The organism is Flavobacterium chryseum (assembly GCF_004362015.1).
In the GTDB taxonomy this organism is placed as follows: Bacteria; Bacteroidota; Bacteroidia; order Flavobacteriales; family Flavobacteriaceae; genus Flavobacterium.
Window position 1 is genome coordinate 746524 of the sequence record NZ_SNWW01000001.1, and the last position, 21480, is coordinate 768003.

Annotated in this window: 26 protein-coding genes, 1 tRNA gene and 1 pseudogene; 23 read left to right on the forward strand and 5 right to left on the reverse strand. The window is 31.5% G+C overall.

Annotated elements, in window-relative coordinates:
* The first annotated feature begins 140 nt into the window (after positions 1-140).
* From EV143_RS03060 to EV143_RS03105, 10 genes and pseudogenes are all read left to right on the forward strand, one after another.
* Positions 141-214, forward strand: a tRNA-Ile gene (locus EV143_RS03060).
* Positions 215-364: 150 nt separating this feature from the next.
* Complete coding sequence (locus EV143_RS03065) at positions 365-1183, forward strand: hypothetical protein (protein WP_132037289.1); 819 nt, start codon at positions 365-367, stop codon at positions 1181-1183.
* Positions 1184-1360: 177 nt separating this feature from the next.
* Entirely contained in the window at positions 1361-1696 is a 336-nt protein-coding gene (locus EV143_RS03070; RefSeq protein WP_158286341.1) for a helix-turn-helix domain-containing protein, read from the forward strand.
* A 93-nt stretch (positions 1697-1789) separates the two neighbouring features.
* Entirely contained in the window at positions 1790-3022 is a 1233-nt protein-coding gene (locus EV143_RS03075; protein WP_132037291.1) for a primase-helicase family protein, read from the forward strand.
* Positions 3023-3134: 112 nt separating this feature from the next.
* Positions 3135-4226, forward strand: coding sequence for a toprim domain-containing protein (locus tag EV143_RS03080; RefSeq protein ID WP_238698758.1), 1092 nt, complete (start codon positions 3135-3137; stop codon positions 4224-4226).
* A 122-nt stretch (positions 4227-4348) separates the two neighbouring features.
* Complete coding sequence (locus EV143_RS03085) at positions 4349-4729, forward strand: plasmid mobilization protein (RefSeq protein WP_132037292.1); 381 nt, start codon at positions 4349-4351, stop codon at positions 4727-4729.
* On the forward strand, positions 4726-5745 hold the full coding sequence (locus EV143_RS03090) for a relaxase/mobilization nuclease domain-containing protein (RefSeq protein WP_132037293.1): 1020 nt from the start codon (positions 4726-4728) through the stop codon (positions 5743-5745). Before EV143_RS03085 ends, EV143_RS03090 begins: the two co-directional genes overlap by 4 nt.
* A gap of 18 nt (positions 5746-5763) precedes the next feature.
* The gene (locus tag EV143_RS03095; protein ID WP_132037294.1) at positions 5764-6321 is read left to right on the forward strand and encodes a hypothetical protein; all 558 of its coding nucleotides are present in this window, start codon (positions 5764-5766) and stop codon (positions 6319-6321) included.
* A gap of 192 nt (positions 6322-6513) precedes the next feature.
* Positions 6514-7551: pseudogene (locus EV143_RS03100) on the forward strand (RHS repeat-associated core domain-containing protein); the annotation flags it as partial.
* Between the two features lie 6 nt (positions 7552-7557).
* Entirely contained in the window at positions 7558-8106 is a 549-nt protein-coding gene (locus EV143_RS03105) for a hypothetical protein (protein ID WP_132037299.1), read from the forward strand.
* 473 nt (positions 8107-8579) lie between these two features.
* On the opposite strand, the gene EV143_RS03110 is transcribed toward EV143_RS03105, so the two are convergent.
* The 4 genes from EV143_RS03110 to EV143_RS03125 all read right to left on the reverse strand — a co-directional run bounded on the left by EV143_RS03110 (position 8580) and on the right by EV143_RS03125 (position 12740).
* Positions 8580-9626 (reverse strand): tyrosine-type recombinase/integrase, encoded by a 1047-nt coding sequence (locus EV143_RS03110; protein WP_133506514.1) that lies wholly within the window; start codon positions 9624-9626, stop codon positions 8580-8582.
* Positions 9627-9882: 256 nt separating this feature from the next.
* Positions 9883-10386 carry a hypothetical protein gene (locus EV143_RS03115; protein WP_132037296.1) on the reverse strand — a complete coding sequence of 168 codons (504 nt, stop codon included), beginning with the start codon at positions 10384-10386 and terminating at the stop codon, positions 9883-9885.
* Entirely contained in the window at positions 10352-11308 is a 957-nt protein-coding gene (locus EV143_RS03120; RefSeq protein ID WP_132037295.1) for an RHS repeat domain-containing protein, read from the reverse strand. Before EV143_RS03120 ends, EV143_RS03115 begins: the two co-directional genes overlap by 35 nt.
* Positions 11309-11528: 220 nt before the next feature.
* The gene (locus EV143_RS03125) at positions 11529-12740 is read right to left on the reverse strand and encodes a site-specific integrase (RefSeq protein WP_132037301.1); all 1212 of its coding nucleotides are present in this window, start codon (positions 12738-12740) and stop codon (positions 11529-11531) included.
* Positions 12741-13170: 430 nt separating this feature from the next.
* On the opposite strand from EV143_RS03125, the gene EV143_RS03130 reads away from it, so the two are divergent.
* Positions 13171-13389, forward strand: a complete 219-nt coding sequence (locus EV143_RS03130) for a hypothetical protein (RefSeq protein ID WP_133506515.1) — start codon at positions 13171-13173, stop codon at positions 13387-13389.
* A gap of 32 nt (positions 13390-13421) precedes the next feature.
* On the opposite strand, the gene EV143_RS03135 is transcribed toward EV143_RS03130, so the two are convergent.
* A complete protein-coding gene (locus EV143_RS03135; RefSeq protein ID WP_133506516.1) occupies positions 13422-14012 on the reverse strand; it encodes a riboflavin synthase in 591 nt (196 codons plus the stop codon).
* Between the two features lie 57 nt (positions 14013-14069).
* On the opposite strand from EV143_RS03135, the gene pdxA reads away from it, so the two are divergent.
* The 12 genes from pdxA (at position 14070) to EV143_RS03195 (ending at position 21359) form a co-directional block, all read left to right on the forward strand.
* Complete coding sequence (pdxA, locus tag EV143_RS03140) at positions 14070-15119, forward strand: 4-hydroxythreonine-4-phosphate dehydrogenase PdxA (protein ID WP_133506517.1); 1050 nt, start codon at positions 14070-14072, stop codon at positions 15117-15119.
* Positions 15120-15224: 105 nt separating this feature from the next.
* Entirely contained in the window at positions 15225-15767 is a 543-nt protein-coding gene (locus EV143_RS03145) for a YceD family protein (protein WP_133506518.1), read from the forward strand.
* A 9-nt stretch (positions 15768-15776) separates the two neighbouring features.
* On the forward strand, positions 15777-15971 hold the full coding sequence (gene rpmF / locus EV143_RS03150) for a 50S ribosomal protein L32 (protein ID WP_007137315.1): 195 nt from the start codon (positions 15777-15779) through the stop codon (positions 15969-15971).
* A 173-nt stretch (positions 15972-16144) separates the two neighbouring features.
* Positions 16145-17143, forward strand: coding sequence for a beta-ketoacyl-ACP synthase III (locus EV143_RS03155; RefSeq protein ID WP_133506519.1), 999 nt, complete (start codon positions 16145-16147; stop codon positions 17141-17143).
* Positions 17144-17166: 23 nt separating this feature from the next.
* Positions 17167-17652 carry an acetyl-CoA carboxylase biotin carboxyl carrier protein gene (gene accB / locus EV143_RS03160; protein WP_133506520.1) on the forward strand — a complete coding sequence of 162 codons (486 nt, stop codon included), beginning with the start codon at positions 17167-17169 and terminating at the stop codon, positions 17650-17652.
* An 84-nt stretch (positions 17653-17736) separates the two neighbouring features.
* Positions 17737-19083, forward strand: coding sequence for an acetyl-CoA carboxylase biotin carboxylase subunit (gene accC / locus EV143_RS03165; protein WP_133506521.1), 1347 nt, complete (start codon positions 17737-17739; stop codon positions 19081-19083).
* A 309-nt stretch (positions 19084-19392) separates the two neighbouring features.
* Positions 19393-19689, forward strand: a complete 297-nt coding sequence (locus EV143_RS03170; protein ID WP_133506522.1) for a hypothetical protein — start codon at positions 19393-19395, stop codon at positions 19687-19689.
* A gap of 72 nt (positions 19690-19761) precedes the next feature.
* Positions 19762-20058: a hypothetical protein gene (locus EV143_RS03175; RefSeq protein ID WP_133506523.1), complete on the forward strand. Its 297-nt coding sequence runs from the start codon at positions 19762-19764 to the stop codon at positions 20056-20058.
* A gap of 56 nt (positions 20059-20114) precedes the next feature.
* Entirely contained in the window at positions 20115-20411 is a 297-nt protein-coding gene (locus EV143_RS03180; RefSeq protein ID WP_133506524.1) for a hypothetical protein, read from the forward strand.
* Positions 20412-20439: 28 nt separating this feature from the next.
* Positions 20440-20730, forward strand: coding sequence for a hypothetical protein (locus EV143_RS03185; RefSeq protein ID WP_133506525.1), 291 nt, complete (start codon positions 20440-20442; stop codon positions 20728-20730).
* A 27-nt stretch (positions 20731-20757) separates the two neighbouring features.
* Entirely contained in the window at positions 20758-21057 is a 300-nt protein-coding gene (locus EV143_RS03190) for a PepSY-like domain-containing protein (RefSeq protein WP_133506526.1), read from the forward strand.
* 5 nt (positions 21058-21062) lie between these two features.
* Positions 21063-21359: a hypothetical protein gene (locus EV143_RS03195; RefSeq protein ID WP_133506527.1), complete on the forward strand. Its 297-nt coding sequence runs from the start codon at positions 21063-21065 to the stop codon at positions 21357-21359.
* Positions 21360-21480 lie beyond the last annotated feature (121 nt).

Genomic DNA, 21480 nt, shown 5'->3' on the forward strand with positions numbered 1-21480 from the left:
CTGAATTGACTTTTGAAATAAGGTATTGAAAATCAATTAAGTTTTTAAAATTCGCTGATGCTGTTTGAAATAAAATATAAATCATGTCCCGAAATATTTGGAGTGAATGAAAAATAGTAGTAATATTGCATCCTCAAACCGGTCCTATAGCTCAGCTGGTTAGAGCACCTGACTCATAATCAGGTGGTCCCTGGTTCGAGCCCAGGTGGGACCACTAGTAAAATCAAGCCTTCGCAAATATGTGAAGGCTTTTTTGTTTTAATCGACGAACATTTGACGAACATTTTTAAAAAATGATGTAAAAAAAGACTTGCTTTATTTTTAATTAGTTTTGCTTATTTTTATCGAAGCTAACTAATTGAACATGGAAATTTATATCTACATCATAACGTTTGTGTTATTTTTTGCAAAGATTGGTTTTCCCGTGTTCTTACTTTTTAGATTATTTTTCATTGTCAAACCTCTTTTGATAAATTTATACGCTGAAGAAAAATTTACTTATTATATCGGAATTAATAAAAGTAGATTGATAATCTTGTGTTCACTTTTCCTGTTATCTTGTTTTTTAGGAATCGTCTTTGGAAATGAAATTTCGAAGAATTCAGATATTTATAATCAAACATTTTATACCTTTCTACTTGTTTTGATTCAATTCATTTTGCTTTATCTGTTTGAAATAAAAACTCCAGTACATATTTTAAAAATTTTAAATGAGTATATTCTAAACCCTAAAGAAATATTTAAAGAAAGGAAAGTAGTTTTTGAAGAAAGCAAAGCTATTTCGTCAATTCAAAATGGTGTCAGTTTTAAAGATGTGATAAATTTATCTAATGGAGATATTATTAAACAGATTGACTCAAGAGAATTTGAATTGATTATAGAAAAACATAAGGATGTTTTTCAAGACCAATTTTCGATTGATAATCTTTATAAACTTTGTAATGGAATAAAAATAAAAGAAGGATCAATTGCTATAAAAATTGACAACAAAAGAAATTCCAAACAGAATATAGTTGAAATATTAGCTTCACTTTTCAATATTCAGAAGAACTGGAATTCTCAAATAAAAGATAGATCCAATACCAAAATCATTGATTTTCTGAATATGTTTATCATAATAAACCAAAAAGAGAAAATATTACACAGTAATGATTTTACCCGATTATTTGAAAAATTAGACTAACCTAATTGTAAAATTTTATTACTGCAATCTGATTTTTCAAATAAAGTAAGTTATAATGATTTACCCTACTTGGGTATTAATCAGTATGGTTTATTTTAGATGTGTAAAATGTTTTTACACGATTTTTTACTTCATCAAACCTCTGTACACTTGTCTCTTAATTCAAAAAATAGAATCATGGACACAAGTAATTTTACTTCAAAAATTGATCGATTAGAATTGATCGTACAGGAACTAGCGAACAAACAAGATGCTTTTATTAAGAAAGCATTAATGAAATTATCTTTAAATAGTAAAGATGTTTATTCCTCTGAAGAAGCTGCCGAGTTTTTATCGATTGAGGTCAAATACATTTATCAACTCACCCACCAACGAAAAATTAGATATTCCAAGAAAAAAGGTCAGAAGAAAATCTATTTTAGAAAAGAGGATCTTCTGGATTATTTAAACGGAGAAATCATAAATACTACCGAAGATCTTGAAAATAAAAATGCTGCTTTTTGGAAAAAATAATGCGTTTAACTCTCACAAATAAAACGCATAAAAATTTGTTGTCTTTTAATCAAATCCTTACGACAAAACTGGAAGGATTGTAATTTGAATCTTATGAACCTAGATATTCCTTATATCCGAGTAGGGACTTCCTACTTCAAAATTATAGACAAGCCTTTGATTTCAGGTGATAAAGTAAAAGTAATGGTTCGATGGAATCGGGAAACAATCATTACCGATCACGGAAAATCATTTTTAAACGATATATCCAAATTAGATGGCTTTTGTTGTATCCCTAACCATTTTGGATACGAACAAATCGTAGCTGATTTTTATAATACCTATCATGAACTGCCAAATCAACCAATAGATAAAGATTTTTCAATAGATGAATTGGAAAAATTAATTCCGAATTCTTTGAAGTTTATCCACCATATTTTTGGAGAACAAAGTGAATTGGGCTTAGACTATGTAAAGCTTTTATATGAAAAACCTACGCAAACGTTACCAATTCTCTGTTTAGTAAGCAAAGAGCGATCGACTGGAAAAAGTTCTTTCATAAAGTGGTTAAAATCAATTTTTGGAATGAATATGACTTACATAAAAGGGGATTCATTTGGCTCGCAGTTTAATTCTGATTGGGCAAGTATGTTACTTGTGGCAATTGATGAAGTCTTTTTTGATAAAAAAGAAATTACAGAACGTTTAAAATATCTTTCAACAACCGACAAAGATAAAGTAGAAGCAAAAGGAAAGGATCGGCAAGAAATCGAATTCTTTGCAAAATTTATCCTTTGTTCTAATAATGAAGACAATTTTATCCAAATCGACGAAGAAGAAATCCGTTTTTGGATTCGTAAGATTCGCACTATAAATACAGAAGATGTATTCTTTCTTAAAAAACTGAACAAAGAAATTCCGTATTTCTTAAAGTATCTGCAAATGAGAAATTATTTTTCCGAGCAAAAAACTAGAATGTGGTTTAAACCCGAGCAGATTATGACACCCTCTCTATTAAAGCTTGTAAATCGAAATAAAGAAGAAATACTAATGCTTGAATTGATTCATGAATGTTTTGAAAAAATGGAAGATGATGAGTTGAAATTAGCTCCTAATGATCTTTTTATTCTACTGAGAAAGCAAAATAACAGAATGGATATTTCTGCTAATGAAATAAGAAATATTCTCAAACGATGGGGTTTTACGCCTGAAGACAATACGAAGTCTTATTGTGGAATTGAATTATTGTCGCATGGTGAGTATATAAAAATAGATCGAAGAGGGCGCTTTTATACCATTAAAAAGATTTTGTTTTATAAAATATTTGATGCTTTGATGCGAAATTAGTGTAAAGTCTTGTAATTGAGCTAAACAGATCTGCATCAAAGCTTGCATCAAACTAAAAAACAATCTTTTTTGATGCAAAACTGATGCAGGACAAAAATAAAGTGATGCACTGATGCAGTTATTGATGCGATTTAATGTTAACGTAGTCAGTCAGTTAGATGATATTTGCATCAAAATATCAAAAAAAGCAAAAATTATAGTTATTTTTTTTCATCAGCAAATGAACAAACTTGTTCGAAATCAAATAGAAGATTTATTAAAAAAAGCAATTATGGAAAAGTTCAATTGTAAAATTGCAAATCAAATTGATTTGGTCAATTATCTTGAAACATTAGGACATGAGCCATCAAAAATAAAAAATCAGGATCATTGGTATCTATCGCCATTTCGAAATGAAAATACACCCTCTTTCAAAGTGAATCAAAAACTTAATTTATGGTATGACCATGGATTAGGCAAGGGAGGAAATGTAGTTGATTTTGGAATTGAATATTTTAGATGTACAGTTTCTGAATTTTTACAGCTTTTAAATGGCAGTAGTATTTCCTCAGGGATAAGTTTATCTTCTAAGAATGAGAATCGACAATCTTCAAATCAAAGAATTGTAAATGACAAAAAAGCTAATGTCCATGACAAAATTGTTATTGTTGATGTACGCACATTAGAAAATAAGTTCCTTATGGCTTATTTAAATAGCCGAAGCATTTCGCATGAGATAGCAAGACAACATTGTAAAGAAGTTGATTTTTGTTTAAATAATCGAAAGTATACTGCTATTGGATTTCAGAATATTTCAGGAGGATACGAACTCAGAAATGAATATTTTAAAGGCAGCAGCTCACCAAAAGATATCACTTTCATAGATAGGCAAGCAAAATCAGTAGCCGTTTTCGAGGGCTTTTTTGACTACCTCTCTTATAAAATGATGAATCAAAAATCGGTTAACCTACAAACAAATTTCCTGATACTAAATTCTCTATCTTTTTTTAAGAAGTCTCTAGAATTAATGGAAAAACATGAGACAGTTGATCTCTATTTAGACAGAGATACGGGAGGTATAAAATGTACTTGCGAAGCCCTACAAAGAGATTCTGCAAAATATATCGACCAAAGTTTATTATATGAGAAAAAGAAAGATTTAAACGAATGGTTAAACCAGAAACAGCAAGTTAAACGAGGTCATAGTTTTAGGCGATCTATATGACGTTCGAGTGGTAGCCAGCTATGTTTTGGTAAAACCAAAACGCTGGCTCCCCTCATGCTATCGCATTCGTTGAGAGGATTTTTTTCATGCTGCCGCATTCAAAAAATAAATGATGAAAGATTATGGAACAACAGAATGAAACTAAAAAAAATACAGGAGGCAGACCGAAAAAGGCGATAAAAAGAGACCAACTTATGGCAATTAAATGTACACTCTACGAGCGTAAAATAATTGAATCTAAAGCTAAAAAAGTAAATCTAACCGTTTCCGAATACCTTCGTGAAATTGGACTCACGGGAAAGATTGATTATAAAAATAAAGCCCTTCCAAAAGAAATTCTAAGTTTTACAGGAATGCTCAACCACATGGCTGCCAACCTGAACCAAATCGCTAAAAAGAGAAACAGTAACGATGAATTAAACCCCCTTGAACGGGCAGAATTAAAAGTACAGTCAGGTCAGGTTAAAGATCTTGCTGTCCAAATTAAAAACTTTATATCATGATAGGTCATGTAAGCATAGGCAGCTCTTTTTATCATTGCATTAGCTACTGTCTGGAAGATAAAAAAGAATTGTCTGAGGAGAAAAAACTTGGACTTGCAATGCAAGACCATTTGCAGCATAAAGAACGAGCAGAAGTATTAGAATATAATAAATGCTTTGGCAACAAGTATGAGCTTACAGAGCAGTTTAAAGATGTTAGGAGATTAAGCAGGCGTGTTGAAAAACCAATGTTGCATCTCACCTTACGTCTAGCCCCGGAAGATATATTGACCAAAGAACAATTAAGAGAAGTTGGAAGAGAATGCGCCAAGGAGTTTGGTATAGCAGACAACCAATATATTTGTGTGCTACATAAGGATACCAAAGAACAGCATATTCACATTGCAGCCAATCGAGTTGGCTTTGATGGTAAGGTTGCCAATGATAGCAATAGCTATAAACGCATGGCTGAACTTTGTCGTCGGCTTGAAAAAAAATACGATCTTCAAGAAGTATTGAGTCCAAGAGCATTCCTTTCTCCTAAAGATAGACTACTGCCTCGCCATGACAGCAGGAAAGAAAAACTTAAAGAAAATATTCAACAGACATTAAAATATGCCAGTTCCTATTTAGAATTTGAAATACATATGAGGGAGTTGGGTTATAAAGTTCTTAAGGGCAGGGGAATTTCTTTTATAGATGATAAAAAAGTAAAAATAAAAGGAAGCGAAGTTGGTTTTTCATTGATGAAAATTGAAAAGATATTACATCAGAAACAACATTATGCCATCAGAAATGCTGGTGAAGAAAAAAATTATGATAGAGATAGTCAGTCAATATCTAATTCTTTTAACACTGAAAAACAAAACAAAGAAAAGCAAAGCTATAGTTTAGATAGACCAGGAGAAACAGTTGTTAAAGAGGTTTTAGGAGCTATAGGACAATTAATGAATTCTGAATATGAGCCGGATTATATCGATCCTGAATTACAGAGAATTCCTCAAAAGAAAAAGAAGAAATCAGCATTAAGGAGATGATATTAAAAGATAAAAAATATGGAAACAAATTCAAATACAGACAAAGGACATATAGAAAGAGAGACCTTACAATTAGTACTGGAGGAATTTACACTGGAACAGAAAACAAACAATCAGCATATTGAGGCGCTTATTACTGCAGTTAAGAATGTAGAGGATAAAATCGATGTGTTTAAAAAGGAACATAGAATAGAAAAAAATGTTTCAGAACAATTGGATATTAAGCAAATTGAAGCTATTCTTCAAAAAGGTTTTCTAGACATAAAATATATGATTGGCAGGCAGCCAAAAAATATCGTTAAGAAATTCCAGATTTTGTTATTTCCGGAACAGGATGCGAAATTGTTTTATAAAATTGTTTTCAGCAGGTGGTTTTTATGGCTTGCTATAATGGTAGCCCTAAGCAATCTTTATAACTGGGGAATACATTATAGCGACAATAACAAAGAAATTGAAATACAACAAATTCAAAATGATAGGTTAAGAAAAGCTTGGGAGTATATGTATGATAATAACAATAAAGAAACTAAAAAACTTATGAAAAAAGCTTATATAAACTCATTAGAAAATAAATAATAGTCAATAAGTGATTTTTTTAATGATTATTAATATAACTTATTAAGATTTTAGTCTTAATGAATAGGAAAGAACTTTTTTTATTAAGTTAATATCTCATAAAATGCTTAAAAGATGCATTTTTAAGTTATATTTATTTCGTAAAAGTTCTTATGTTTGTTGGGTAGAGGCTGATTAGTTTATTATCCTTTTGGAATGCTGGTACCAAACCGTCATGAAAGCTCGAAAGAGTATCGCTATGGTTTTAATGGAAAGGAAAAAGATGATGAAATTAAAGGGGGAGGATTACAGTATGACTACGGATTCAGAGTTTATGATCCTAGAATTGGAAAATTCTTGTCACAAGATCCTCTAACTAAAGATTATCCATTTTATAGTCCTTATCAATTTGCCGGAAACTCTCCAATTATGGCTATAGACTTGGATGGACTAGAGATGAAAATATCAACTACTGTATCAAGTTCTGAAAAAATAAATAGCACTTCATCAAAAATAACGATGGTTTTTAACACAGATATTCATTTTAAGGTTCTGAATGCAACAGGTGTTAAGGTAGAAGGCTTTGAAAAAGTAATAGAACAAGCTCAGCTCAACATTATGAAAACATATTCTGATCTCACAGGAACAGGAACACAATTAGGATTGACGAATTTCAAAGGCAAAAAAGTTAATGTAAATAAAGGAGGGATTTTTTATAATTATACAGTAACTAGTAAAGTAAAAACTTCCTATGAAATGATTACATCATTAGGGCAAATAAAAGCAAATGATTACGTTATAATACTTGGGGACGATAGATTAAAAGCTGTAACATATAAGGGGACTAATATTAACCCACCAGCTTATACTGATTTGGAAGGCCAAGTGATGATACTAGACATTAAAAATTTGGGTGCTAAATTGAACAGTAATGGAAGATACGATTTTAACGGTGGAGGAGAGGCTGTCAGAAGAATAAGTAATGTCATTAATCATGAGTTAGGTCATCAATTCAGTTTAGAAGATCAGTATACAGGTACTGGCATTCCTAATAAAGGATTTGAAAAGAATACCATGGGAAATTCCAATTATAAAAGTATAAATTTTGGTCAAAAAAATCAATTTCTCGCTTTCCTATTTAGATTTGCTGATAAATATAACATAGACAATACTTACCACTCATCTGAAAGTGCGAAAACATCAACAACAGCCAAGTTAAGCTCAAATAGTATAGCAACTCCTAAACTATAAATATTTATGAAAATTTTATTTTATTTAAATTTGTTTTTTGTTTTGTTTTTAATTAGCTGTTCAAACAGTGAGGAAAAATTAAAGTCACCTATTGAAAAAGTTAAAATTAAAAATAATAGCGGTGTACTATTGCTATCTGGTCAAATGAAAAACGATACATTACCATACGGGCTGTGGACGTTCTATAATGATAAGGAAAAATTAATTTTAGAGTTAGAGTTTAACGATTCCAATAACTTGTCAATTAAACAATATAGCAGGAATGGTAAGATAATTTATGATGCATATTACATAAACGGAAAACTGTTAGAAGAAAAAAAGTGTGCTGATTTTGAAAAAATAAATTATGATAATGGAAGATATTTATTTAACAAATATTTGGATCCTTATTTTAATAGTGAATTTGGGAAAATAAAAAAAGAAAGTTTAAGTGATCTGAAAATAAAAATTGATTTTCTTAGATCTAAATACAAAAATATTCCCATTTTTAACGATAATGAAATGAAAGCAATTGTATGTTTTTTCAATCCTAATGGAGCTAATATAAGATTATGATTTACTAGCTAAAAACAGCAATTTTCCGAAAGGTCTTTACAAATATTAAATTTATCGCATGCGCTGTGAATGTCTCTTGACTTCGCACACGCAACACTGATCCGAAGACAGCATCGATCCTAATAAAAAAACCTGGTATCAGATATGATTCTGGCACCAGGTTTTTCTTTTTTAACTCTTTATAACTCCTTAAACCTTAACCAAAAGAAAACTCATACTAAAAGTTATAGAGAGGGGGGAACGACAAATCATGATTTTTAACCTTAATTCTGGCAGTTTGACATTATTTTCGAACCCGTCATTTCTCCGTCACCGTACCGTCACTCTTCCGTCACTCCTCCGTCCAAACTTTTTTTGAGATTTTTAGAGCATTTGCTCTTTTTCAGTCAGATTGTCAGTCAAATCAGTAGCCTGAATTGTGATTTTATCACCGGTTAAATCGTCATTTTCTTTATTAGCAGTATTAGGTCCAATTAATAACTTTCCAGTTTACTATGCACTTTTTCAATCTCTTTGTCCATATAAGCCTGCGCATAATGTACGTATCTATTAAAAGAAGTGCTGGCATGACTGTGTCCGCTAATTTTTCGCACCAAATGTTCCGGCATCCCTAAAATTAATAAAGTGGTAATGGCAGTTCGCCGCATCATGTGGGAACTCATTTTATCGCAAAACCTATTTTTAACCAGATCTGTTTTTTTTGTAATACGTTGTGTTTTACCTTGTTTTTCGCGGGAAACTTCTATTGGCGCTGTAAAGCCGGCTAGTTCCCCAATTTGTTTTAGGCTTTTATTAAAATTGAATAAACTGGTATTTCCAAAAAGCGGCGTTTTATTGTTGGTCGTTGCATAATGCTGAAAAATAGTTACGGCATAAGCAGAAAGTTTGATAAAACTAAAGGTTTTGGTTTTCTTGGATTTAAGCTTCAGGTACCAATCGTCTTCCATTTTTTCGAAGTTTTTATTGGTCAGTAAAAAAATATCGGAATACCGTAAACCAGTGGTACAACCAAACACAAAGATGTCTTTGATTCGTTTGTAACTCGGAATAAGGGTTTGTTCAAATTCTTTGTCGTGAATTAAAAACTTAAGTTGTTCCGGTGATAAAACAAAGATTTCGATTTCTTCTTTTCTTACATAAAACAGACGCTGAAAATCACCCGTATTTAAATCCTTGTCGTTTTTCAGGTAATTAAAAAAGACCCGGATCACTTTTATATTAGCCCCCACATAATTGTCGTGACAGCCCTTTTTATAAAGGAAATCAGTAAACTTCTGATAGAATTTTTTCCAATAGCTTTTCTCGGAAGTTAGTTCCCTTTTATCCAGTTTTGCGGCATCACAAATACGCAGTTCAAACTTAGTGTCACTCGAAAACTGAATTAAATTTTGTAAGACATATTTATAATTATCTATCGAACTGGATTTTATTTTTTCACCATTTTTTTTGAGTCGCTTACCCGTTTCCGTTTCTCTGATGAACTGTTTGAAAAGCGGAATAATGGGACTCGTTTTTTTCATGGTTGTGGTTTTGTGGTTTGTGCCAAAAATACAATTTTAGGTGAAAGTGAAACTATGGATACGCATAAATAAAAAAACTACAACTTTTTTAGGGTTGTAGTTTTTATTGTTTTCTTGTTTTAATCAATGCCTTTTGAGTATTATCGTTGCGGGTGCGAAGTCAGGAGACATTCGCACAGCCACACGATAAATTTATTATTTTTAAAGAACTCTTCAAACATTGGGGTGACATTTACCACACACAAGACAAGATTTGTTATTTAACTCTTCGGACATCGAGTAATTCTTTATAATATGAACACCAATCTATTCCTAGATCACTTAAGTATTCAAGTTCACCTTTATTCATATTACTCCATTCCAAAAAATCCTTATTTGTTCCAATAAAAAAAGTAATGACTTTTATGTCAGAATCTACACATTTAGAACTAATAGTATTATTTGTTAATTGAAAAATATAACGATGTGAATCCCTCAAATCTGTTTTTGAACCAATGGGCACACATTCAATTTCTACCTTATTTTGTATAAAAATAAAATTCTTATTCATGTCTGTTTCTGATATATGAGAAAGACCATCATTATTAATTTTAACAAGTTCAGTATTTGTTAAATCGTCAAATATAAAGACCGCACATACACCCGTAAAATCTTTATTAATAGAATATACAAGTATTTCAGAGTTACACGAACTCAGGAGTAGTAATATTATAACTCCTAAAACATTATTTTTTTTTCTCTTTATAATCCTCTCTATCATCTTGTTTATTCCATACTTTTTTATCCTCGAATTGCTTATTCCAATCGTCTAATGATTGTAATTTTTGTTGACCATTTTTATCTTGAGTGAAAACTCCTAAAAAATTACCATCTTTATCTGTTGAAATAAGCAATGATCTTTTACTTAAAATATTATCCTTTCCATCACCATAAACATCTGTTAATGGACCTCCATTTGCAGTCGAAGTTCCTAAGAAAAGACCATTTCCAACTGAATCAAAAATAATAGTTTCTTGAGCTGGAAACACGTTGCCTGTGATGGTGGCATCAATTTTAACATTATTCGAATTATCAATTTTATTAATTTCAATTTTAAATTGGATATCAATAGGAGGTCCAACATTCATCCCATTTTTAGCTTTATAAGATCCTTGAACCATCATGTTTTTAGATTTCTTATTGCCATACCCCTTAGCTTCAATACTTTGATTAGTTATTTCCCATTTACTACCACCAATAGAAGCAGTGGAGGCTTGTGAACTAATTTCCTTTCCTAATGTAAATTTATCTAAATCAATATCTAATTTAACATGAATTCTTGCAGAGATTTTTTTATAATTTGCTATTTGAAATTTGGTTCTATCATCCGCTTTACCTTCAAAAAGTATTGATCCTTCAAATGATCCCCGAGGAGCAAAACTACGACCAACAACACTATATTTCTCTAAACCTTCTAATTCAATAAATGCTATAACACTATTTTCACTAAATGCGTATGGCGAATTATGAGGATATTTTTTAAACAAAGGGTCCACTGCAAAGAAACGTCCAATCCTTGGATCATGCATTCTAAAAGTATAATTAATTGAATTCCCTTCCCCTTTTAGTTCCTTGTCTTTCTCCTGCCCCTGGAACCCATAACGGTATTCTTCGGTGTCGGCATGACGATTGGGTACCAGCATTCCAAAAGAAGGGTGATATTTTTGCTGGAATAGTTAATATATGAAAGAACATAATGTAATTAATAAAAGATGTAAAGAAAGTCTTCAATTTCTTTATTGTAAAAATATACAAAATAACTTAACATTTGTAAATTAATGAAATTTGAAGTTTTGAATAATGTTATCATTTATGATTTTAATAATCGATTTTTTAAAAAAAAATAAAAAACAAGACATTTATTTAAAAAATAATATCATCAATCATTTTATCTAAAGTGTTACTTGGAAGTGTATTTAAGTAAGACATAGTGGATTTAATATCTTTATGACCCAAAGCTTCTTTAATAATATCTACAGAGATATTATTAAATTTCAGTATTGTAGCAAATGTATGTCTTGCACAATAGTAAGTGATGTTTTTGTGAATACCCAAGTCGTTGATGATTTTTTTAATAGGCTTGTTTATATAAAGTTTTAGGAATTTTTCCTTTCTGTTATTTATATAGGTTTTAGAATCTTGATTATTGTGAATGATATTGAATATATATAAAGAGTCAACAGGAGAGGCATATTCTCTAATTTTTTGTTTCCAGAAATCATTTAATTTAAAATTTACAATTACTCCTGTTTTACTTCTTTTATAAGTAATAGTCTCTTTATACAAGTCCCTTTTCTTTAATTGTATAAGGTCAATGAAATTAATGCCTCTTCCATAATAGCTTAGTAAAAACATATCTCTAGCAATAATATCATTGTTTTCAGATAAATTTGCTTTTTTCAGTAAATCGAGTTCTTCTTCAGACAAGTATTCTTTTTTACCACTTTCCTTAATCTTTGATACTTTGAATTTAGTAAAAGGATACATAGAAGCAGGAATGATTTCCCTCTTAATTGCTTTATTAAAAACCGATCTTAGAGTTCGAATTCTTATACCAATGGTGCTCTGGCTATTTTTATTGGCATTTAAAAAGGATTGGTATTTATAGATTGTATCTACAGATAAATCTCTAAAAGTGATCTCGGTTCTGCCCAAAAAGCGTTGTATTGATTTTAGTGTATCCTTTTCAATGCTACTAGTTGACAGCTTTCCTTCATTTTTAATTTCTTCAATTAAATTCTCATGAAAATAAGTATAACTCAAAGCTTTCTGTTTACCTGATTTCTTTTTGAATTCAGTTATGATATCTTTTATTGTAAATGGAGTTTCGTCCGATTCAAAATCATAAATTATTTCGTTAATTCGATTGGAATACTTCTCTATTAGTTCATTAATCTGTTTGTATTCTTTGTGCGTTTTTTTTAGTCGTTGGGTGTCAAAAGACCAATCTTCATATTTACATTTTTTATTAATTGATAAAGTAGAGTTTACCCGATCTTTAACAAAGGCGAGATTAATTGAGTATTCTGCTTGTGTATTTGTAGTAGCTTTTATTATAAATTTGTAAGAAATCATCTTGTTTTAAGGTTTAATTTATAAATTTGACGAATATTTGAAGATAAATTGCCTTATAATACTAGAAAAACATGTAAAAAATCGACGAACAATCGACGAACAAATCTACAAATATTATCATTTATAATGATATATTTTATAATTTAATTTTCATAAAACACTGATTTACAGATATAATAAGCAAAAATAAATTATTCTAAAATAACTTAAAACTGACTCATAATCAGGTGGTCCCTGGTTCGAGCCCAGGTGGGACCACGAAAAGCTTCATAACTATTTATGAAGCTTTTTTTTGTTCAAAAGATTGGATTTATGATAAAATCTTATACATTTGTCAAATAATAAAGCGTAAGACATTGTTTTTGTGCGAATTATAATATAAGCAGATAGATTAATAGAAAGCTCCTTGGCTTTCAGTAAGTTGAGATTTATGAAGATAGCAAAAACTTTTTTTTTAGTATTATTTATAACCTTGATTAATGTTTCAAGTGTTTTAGCAAATCCCACTCCTCCAGCTCCAGCTGCGCCACCGCCACCGCCAGTAGGAGGTGCAATTGATCAAAATGTTGTGATTTTGTTAATAAGCGCATTGTTTTTTGGAATGTATACAATATATAGATATAACTTAATAAAAAAAGCTTCAATATAAATTGAAGCTTTTTTTATGACCTATTCCGAGGCTTATTTGTTAATCGAATAAAGTCTTGATATGTATTTTCCCACGACATCAAATTCTAAGTTTATTTTAGTGCCCACCTTAAAGTTTTTGAAATTAGTGTTTTCAAAAGTATAAGGAATTATCGAAACACTAAATTCGTTTGTTTTAGAATTTACAACCGTAAGACTTACTCCGTTTACCGTAATTGATCCCTTTTCTATCGTGATATTGTTAAGGTCTTTATCGTATTCAAAAGTATAATTCCAACTTCCGTTTGCTTCTTCGATCCTAATACAAATTCCGGTTTGATCAACGTGACCTTGTACAATATGTCCGTCAAGACGATCTCCAAGTTTCATTCCTCTTTCCAGATTTACAATATCGTTGACTTGCCAGTCTCCAATATTGGTTTTTAAAATTGTTTCCTCTATTGCAGTTACTGTATAAAAAGAATTTTTTATTGCAACAACCGTTAAGCAAATTCCGTTGTGCGAAACACTTTGGTCAATTTTCAATTCGTTTGTAATCGATGAATCAACAGTTAAATGAAGATTGTTTTGGTCTTTTTTTATTTCGTGAATCCTGCCTAGGGTTTCTATAATTCCTGTGAACATTGTTGTTTTATTTTACTAAATTTGCACATCAAAATTAGTAATAAATAATCTGAGCTCATGAATAAAAAAGCAGAAAATATAATTGTTGGAATTTCAATAGGAGATTTAAACGGTATTGGAAGCGAAGTTATATTAAAAACATTCGAAGATTCTCGTATGTTAGAACTGTGTACACCGGTTATTTTTGCAAATGCTAAAATTCTTTCTTTCGTTAAAAAAAGTTTTACATCAGCAGTTCAGTTTCACGGGATTGATAAATTAGATCAGATTGTACCAGGGAAATTAAACGTATTTAATCTTTGGAAAGAAGGAGTTGATATAAATTTAGGAGCAAACGATGAAAAAATAGGAGAGTATGCTATAAAATCATTTGTAGCCGCTACAAAAGCATTAAAAGAAGATTTGATTGATGTTTTAGTAACCGCGCCAATAAATAAATACAATATTCAGTCGGAAGATTTTAAATTTCCGGGACATACAGATTATTTAGATCAGGAATTAGAGGGAAATGCTTTAATGATGATGGTTCAGGATAATCTAAGAGTTGGTTTGCTAACAGATCATGTTCCGTTAAACGAAGTTTCCTCGCATCTTACAGAAGAATTAATTACAAGAAAAATAGAAACGATAAGAAAATCTTTAATTCAGGATTTTAGTATTGTAAAACCGAAAATTGCTGTTTTAGGGTTAAATCCGCATAGTGGCGATGGTGGTGTTATTGGTAAAGAAGAAGATTTGATTTTAAAACCGGCCTTAAAAAAAATATTTGAAAGCGGAACAATGGTTTTTGGTCCTTTTTCTGCAGATGGTTTTTTCGGAAGCAGTCAATATGAGAAATATGATGCTATCATTGCCACCTATCACGATCAGGGATTAATTCCGTTTAAAACCCTGTCTTTTGGAAAAGGAGTTAATTATACAGCAGGATTAAATAAGATTCGAACTTCTCCTGATCATGGTACAGCTTACGATATTGCAGGAAAAGATATGGCAGATTTTAATTCATTTAAAGAGGCAGTTTACCTTGCTATAGATATTTTTCGCTCGCGTAATCAATATGAGGAGATTAGCGAAAAACCTCTTAAAATAAAAGAAAAACAGTTATAAACAAAAAAAGGTGAATAAGATTATTAGTTTTATAATAATTTTATATCTTTGCACCCCAATTCAGATATCTTGTTTGAGAGGTGAGTGGGGCAAATTGATGTTGAAATGAGCAAAACAAAAGAATTTTTAATTCCATTTAGTGGATTAAAGCTAGGAAAACACCATTTTGAGTATCAAATAAGTAACGCGTTCTTTGAGAACTTTGATTACGACGAATTTCAAAGTTCGGATATCAAAGTGAGTTTAGTTTTAGATAAGAAAAGCAACATGTTAGAGTTGGAGTTCAAACACAAAGGAACCGTAAATGTACCTTGTGATCTGACTGGCGAAGATTTTGATCTTCCTATAAAAGGGAAAATGAAATTGATTGTTCGTTTTGGAGATGAATTCAATAACGATAACGAAGAGTTGTTAATCTTACCGCATGGAGAACATGAAATAGATATTGCACAATACATTTATGAAATGATTGCGCTTTCAGTTCCTCTAAAACGAGTTCATCCAGGCGTAAAAGATGGAAGTTTAAAAACAGAAGCCTTGACAAAACTGAATGAATTAACAGTAAAAGAACAAAAAGAAGAGAGTAAACAAGAAGAAGATATTGACCCGCGTTGGGACAAATTAAAGAAACTATTAACGGATAAATAATATAGTAAAATGGCACATCCTAAGAGAAAAATCTCGAAAACAAGAAGAGATAAGAGAAGAACACATTATAAAGCTACTGTAGCTCAAATCGCTACATGTCCTATTACTGGAGAAGCACATTTATACCACAGAGCTTACTGGCATGAAGGTAAAATGTATTACAGAGGGCAAGTTGTTATCGATAAATCTGTAGCGGTTGCTTAATACGTTTTTGTAAATGATACCGGAACTCTCACATCGTGAGAGTTTTTTTTGTTGGTTATAATTTTCTGTTTTTAAGAAATTATCTACAAATTCATTTCGTTTTTTTTTGTAATTTTCAAGTCTTTTAAAAATTTTTCAAATACATTGTATTTGAAAGGAAATAATAAAATATAATGAATACAATCACAGCCGCAATTACCGCTGTTGGAGCCTATGTTCCGGATTTTGTACTTTCAAACAAAGTGCTGGAAACAATGGTCGATACTAATGACGAATGGATTACTACTCGTACCGGAATTAAAGAAAGAAGAATTCTTAAAGATGCTGACAAAGGAACATCATACCTTGCTATAAAAGCAGCTCAGGATTTAATTGCTAAAGCTAATATTGATCCCTTAGAGATTGATATGATTATTATGGCAACAGCTACAGCAGATATGCCGGTAGCCGCAACGGGAGTTTATGTTGCAACAGAAATTGGAGCTACAAATGCATTTGCTTATGATTTGCAAGCGGCTTGCTCAAGTTTCTTATACGGAATGTCTACTGCTGCAGCTTACATTCAGTCAGGAAGATATAAAAAAGTATTATTAATTGGTGCCGATAAAATGTCATCAATTGTAGATTATACAGACAGGGCAACTTGTATTATTTTTGGAGATGGAGCGGGTGCCGTTTTATTCGAACCAAATTATGATGGTTTAGGTTTACAAGATGAATACTTACGCAGCGATGCTGTAGGGCGTGATTTTCTTAAAATTCCTGCCGGAGGTTCTCTAATACCAACTACAGAAGAGACCGTTAAAAACAGACAGCACAATATTATTCAGGACGGTAAAACCGTTTTTAAATATGCTGTTACCAATATGGCTGATGCAAGCGAATTGATTGTAAAAAGAAACAATTTGACTAATGAAGATGTTAATTGGTTAGTGCCTCATCAGGCAAATAAACGTATTATTGATGCAACTGCAAGCAGAATGAATCTTGATGATTCTAAAGTATTAATGAATATTGAAAAATATGGTAATACCACTTCAGCTACTTTGCCATTAGTACTAAGCGACTTTGAACACTTATTCAAAAAAGGAGATAATATTATTTTTGCCGCTTTTGGTGGTGGATTCACTTGGGGATCTATTTACCTAAAATGGGCTTACGATAAAAAATAAATTAAAACTAAAAACGAATCATTATGGATTTAAAAGAAATTCAAAACCTAATCAAATTTGTAGCAAATTCGGGAGTTGCAGAAGTAAAGCTGGAAATGGATGATGTAAAAATCACTATCAGAACAACTTTAGAAGGAAACGTTACTGAAACTACGTATGTACAACAATTACCTACTCAGGCGCAATTGCCGCAAGTAGCTCCTCAACAGGTATCACCTGTAGTTGTAAACGTAAATACTGAAGCGCCAGCAGCTGCTGAAGATTCGAAATACATTACTATTAAGTCTCCAATTATTGGTACTTTCTACAGAAAACCATCTCCGGATAAACCAGTTTTCACTGAAGTTGGAAACACTATCGCAAAAGGTGATGTTCTTTGTGTAATTGAAGCAATGAAATTATTCAACGAAATCGAATCAGAAGTTTCAGGTAAAATTGTAAAAATTCTTGTTGACGATATGTCTCCTGTAGAATTTGACCAACCTTTATTCTTAGTAGATCCATCATAATTTTTAAAAATTCCAATAGAGAAATCACAAAATCCAATTGTTGGAATTTGGAGATTGGAATTTGTAATTTTTAATATAAGTAAGATGTTTAAAAAAATATTAATTGCGAATAGAGGAGAAATTGCACTTCGTGTAATTCGTACATGTAAGGAAATGGGAATTAAAACTGTAGCAGTTTACTCTACAGCTGATGCAGAGAGTTTACATGTTAAGTTTGCTGACGAAGCGGTTTGTATTGGTCCTCCTCCAAGTAACTTATCGTATTTGAAAATGTCAAATATAATTGCTGCTGCAGAAATTACAAACGCAGACGCAATACATCCAGGTTATGGATTTCTTTCTGAGAATGCTAAATTCTCTAAAATTTGTCAGGAACACGGAATCAAATTTATTGGTGCCGCTCCTGAAATGATTGACAAAATGGGAGATAAAGCTTCTGCAAAAGCGACAATGAAAGCAGCAGGAGTTCCATGTGTACCAGGTTCAGACGGATTATTAGAATCTTTCGAACAAACACAACAATTAGCAAAAGAATTTGGTTACCCGGTGATGCTTAAAGCAACTGCCGGAGGTGGTGGAAAAGGAATGCGTGCCGTTTGGAAAGAAGATGAATTATTGAAAGCTTGGGAAAGTGCGCGTCAGGAAGCTGCTGCAGCATTTGGAAATGACGGAATGTACATGGAGAAACTTATTGAAGAACCACGTCATATCGAAATCCAGGTTGTTGGAGATTCATACGGAAAAGCATGTCACCTTTCTGAAAGAGACTGTTCAGTACAACGTCGTCACCAAAAACTGACTGAAGAAACGCCTTCACCTTTCATGACAGACGAATTACGTGCTGCAATGGGAGAAGCTGCTGTAAAAGCTGCTGAATTCATTAAGTACGAAGGAGCCGGAACTGTAGAATTTTTAGTGGACAAACACAGAAACTTCTATTTCATGGAAATGAATACTCGTATTCAGGTAGAGCACCCGATTACAGAACAAGTTATCGATTATGATTTGATTCGTGAGCAAATTATGGTAGCGGCGGGAATTCCAATTTCAGGAAAAAACTATTTACCACAATTACATGCTATCGAATGTCGTATTAATGCAGAAGATCCTTATAACGATTTTCGTCCTTCACCAGGAAAAATTACTACGCTTCATATGCCTGGAGGTCACGGAGTTCGTTTAGATACTCACGTTTATTCAGGTTATACAATTCCACCAAATTACGATTCAATGATTGCTAAGTTAATTACTACAGCGCAATCTCGTGAAGAAGCTATTAGCAAAATGCGCAGAGCTTTGGATGAATTTGTTATCGAAGGTGTGAAAACTACAATACCTTTCCACAGACAATTAATGGATGATCCGAGATATATTGCAGGAGATTATACAACTGCATTTATGGATACTTTTAAAATGAATCCAGTAGAATAAATTTAAAGGCTGTCAATTTTGACAGCCTTTTTTATTTTCAATCTTATTTTTTTAAACCCGACAGATTTTAAAATTTGTCGGGTTTTCTTATTTCCGGTTGTTTCGTAAGTAAACACAAATTGTGTTTACTTTTTACACACTAATTCAACAAATTACACACTTTTAATAAATACTCATTTTTGGCATATTCATGTAAAAGCCTTTAAAATTAAGTGTTTACGGGCATTGAAAGGTCAGTTTGCGATTACGGCATAATAATTTCATTATCTAAAGCGTAAACAACTATTAACAATTTTAAATATATACACTATGAAAAATTTATTCATATCAGCCGCAATAGTTTTGGGAAGTTTTACATCATTCGCTTCAACTTCACCAATTTCATATACAATCGTAAAATCAATTTCTATTAACGAAGATTACACAGAAATTAAATTAGAAGAAGTTCCGGCTCCAATTAATGAAGCTTTGAAAAAAGCATACCCTGAAGCTGTAATTAACAAAGCATATAAAAACGAGAAATCAGAGTATAAAATAGAAATTACTGTTGGGGACAAAGTTGGTTCTCTTTATGCAAACGCAGACGGATCTTGGATTAAAAAATAATCACACAGATTCTTGTGAAAATTCAAATAAACAATACTAAAGTAAAATTAACGATATTAAAATATAACTATCATGAAAAATTTATTTCTATCAGCCGCAATCGTTTTGGGAGGTTTAACATCATTTGCTTCAACTTCGCCAATTACAAATACAATCGTAAAAACAATCTCAATTCAAGATGAATATACTGAGATAAAAGTAGTAGAAGTTCCGGTTGCAGTTACAGACGCTCTTAAAAAAGCATATCCGGATGCAGTACTTACGAAAGCATATAAAAATGCAAAAAATGAATATAAATTAGAAGTTACTGTTGCAGACAAAGTAGGAGCTCTTTATGCAAACGCAGACGGAACCTGGATTAAAAAATAATCCAAAATAGATTCTCTTACACTCATTCCATTTATTACTATTAAAATACAAACATTATGAAAAATTTATTTTTATCAGCCGCAATTATTCTGGGAGGTTTCACAGCATTTGCTTCAACTTCACCAGTTACAAATACAATCGTAAAAACAATTTCAATTCAAGACGAATATACTGAGGTTAAACTAGAAGAAGTTCCGGCTGCCATTACAGAGGCGCTTAAAAAAGCATATCCTGATGCAGTACTTTCAAAAGCATATAAAAATGCAAACTCACAATATAAGTTAGATGTTACCGTTGGAGATAAAGTAGGTTCTCTTTATGCAAACGCTGACGGATCTTGGATTAAAAAATAATTAGATATTAAATTTAAAAAATATAGCTATGAAAAAGTTAATCTTATCAGCGGCAATCGTTCTAGGAACGTTGTCTATGCAAGCAGGAAATACAATTGTTTCAAAAGCAACGACTCAATCAGTACAAACTCAGGACGAATATAAAGAAATAGATTCTGTTCCTGCAGCAGTAAAAACAGGTTTAGATAATGCTTATCCGGGTGTAAAATTGGAGAAAGCATATGTAAACGATAAAAAAGAATATAAAATTGATATCAGTGTTAGAGATGTAAAATCTACTGTTTATACTGATGCTCAAGGAAATATCCTTAAAAAATAATATAAACAAACCACACAAACAATCACTATGAAAAAGTTACTATTATCTACTGCAATCGTTTTAGGAAGTTTAACTGTAAACGCAGCAACAACTCCTTTAACAACAAATTCAATAAATCAATCAGTAACTATTCAGGACGAATACACTGAAGTTAGTGCTGATGCAATACCAGCCGCAGTAAAATCTACGGTTGAAAAATCTTTTCCGGGAACAAAACTTGAAAAAGCGTATGTGAACGAAAAGAAACACTATAAACTTGAAATCTCAAATGGAGATAAAAAGTATACTGTATTTACAGATGCTGAAGGAAATATCATTAAAAAATAAGTAAGATGAAAAAGATAATCTTATCAGCAGCTATCGTTTTTGGAAGTTTATCCATTTATGCTACTACAATTTTACCTTCTGAAGAAGTAAAAATGGAAGTTGCAGCTCAAAGTGAATATACTGAAGTGAGTACAGAAACTGTACCGACTCCAATAAAAACAGCTTTAGAAGCAGCTTATCCAGGTGCAAAATTGGTTAAAGCTTTTGTAAACGATAAAAAAGAATACAAATTAGAAATAGCTGTCAAGGACCAAAAGGCTACTGTGTATTCAGATGTTAATGGTAATTGGTTAAAAATATAATTAGGTGAATTAGATTTATGTTTTTGGTGAAAAAGAGATTGTTGTAGAAACAATCTCTTTTTTTTTGCATAATTTTATGAAAATACAAGTTTAATAGTATTATTTTAGCAAAAAGTCTCAA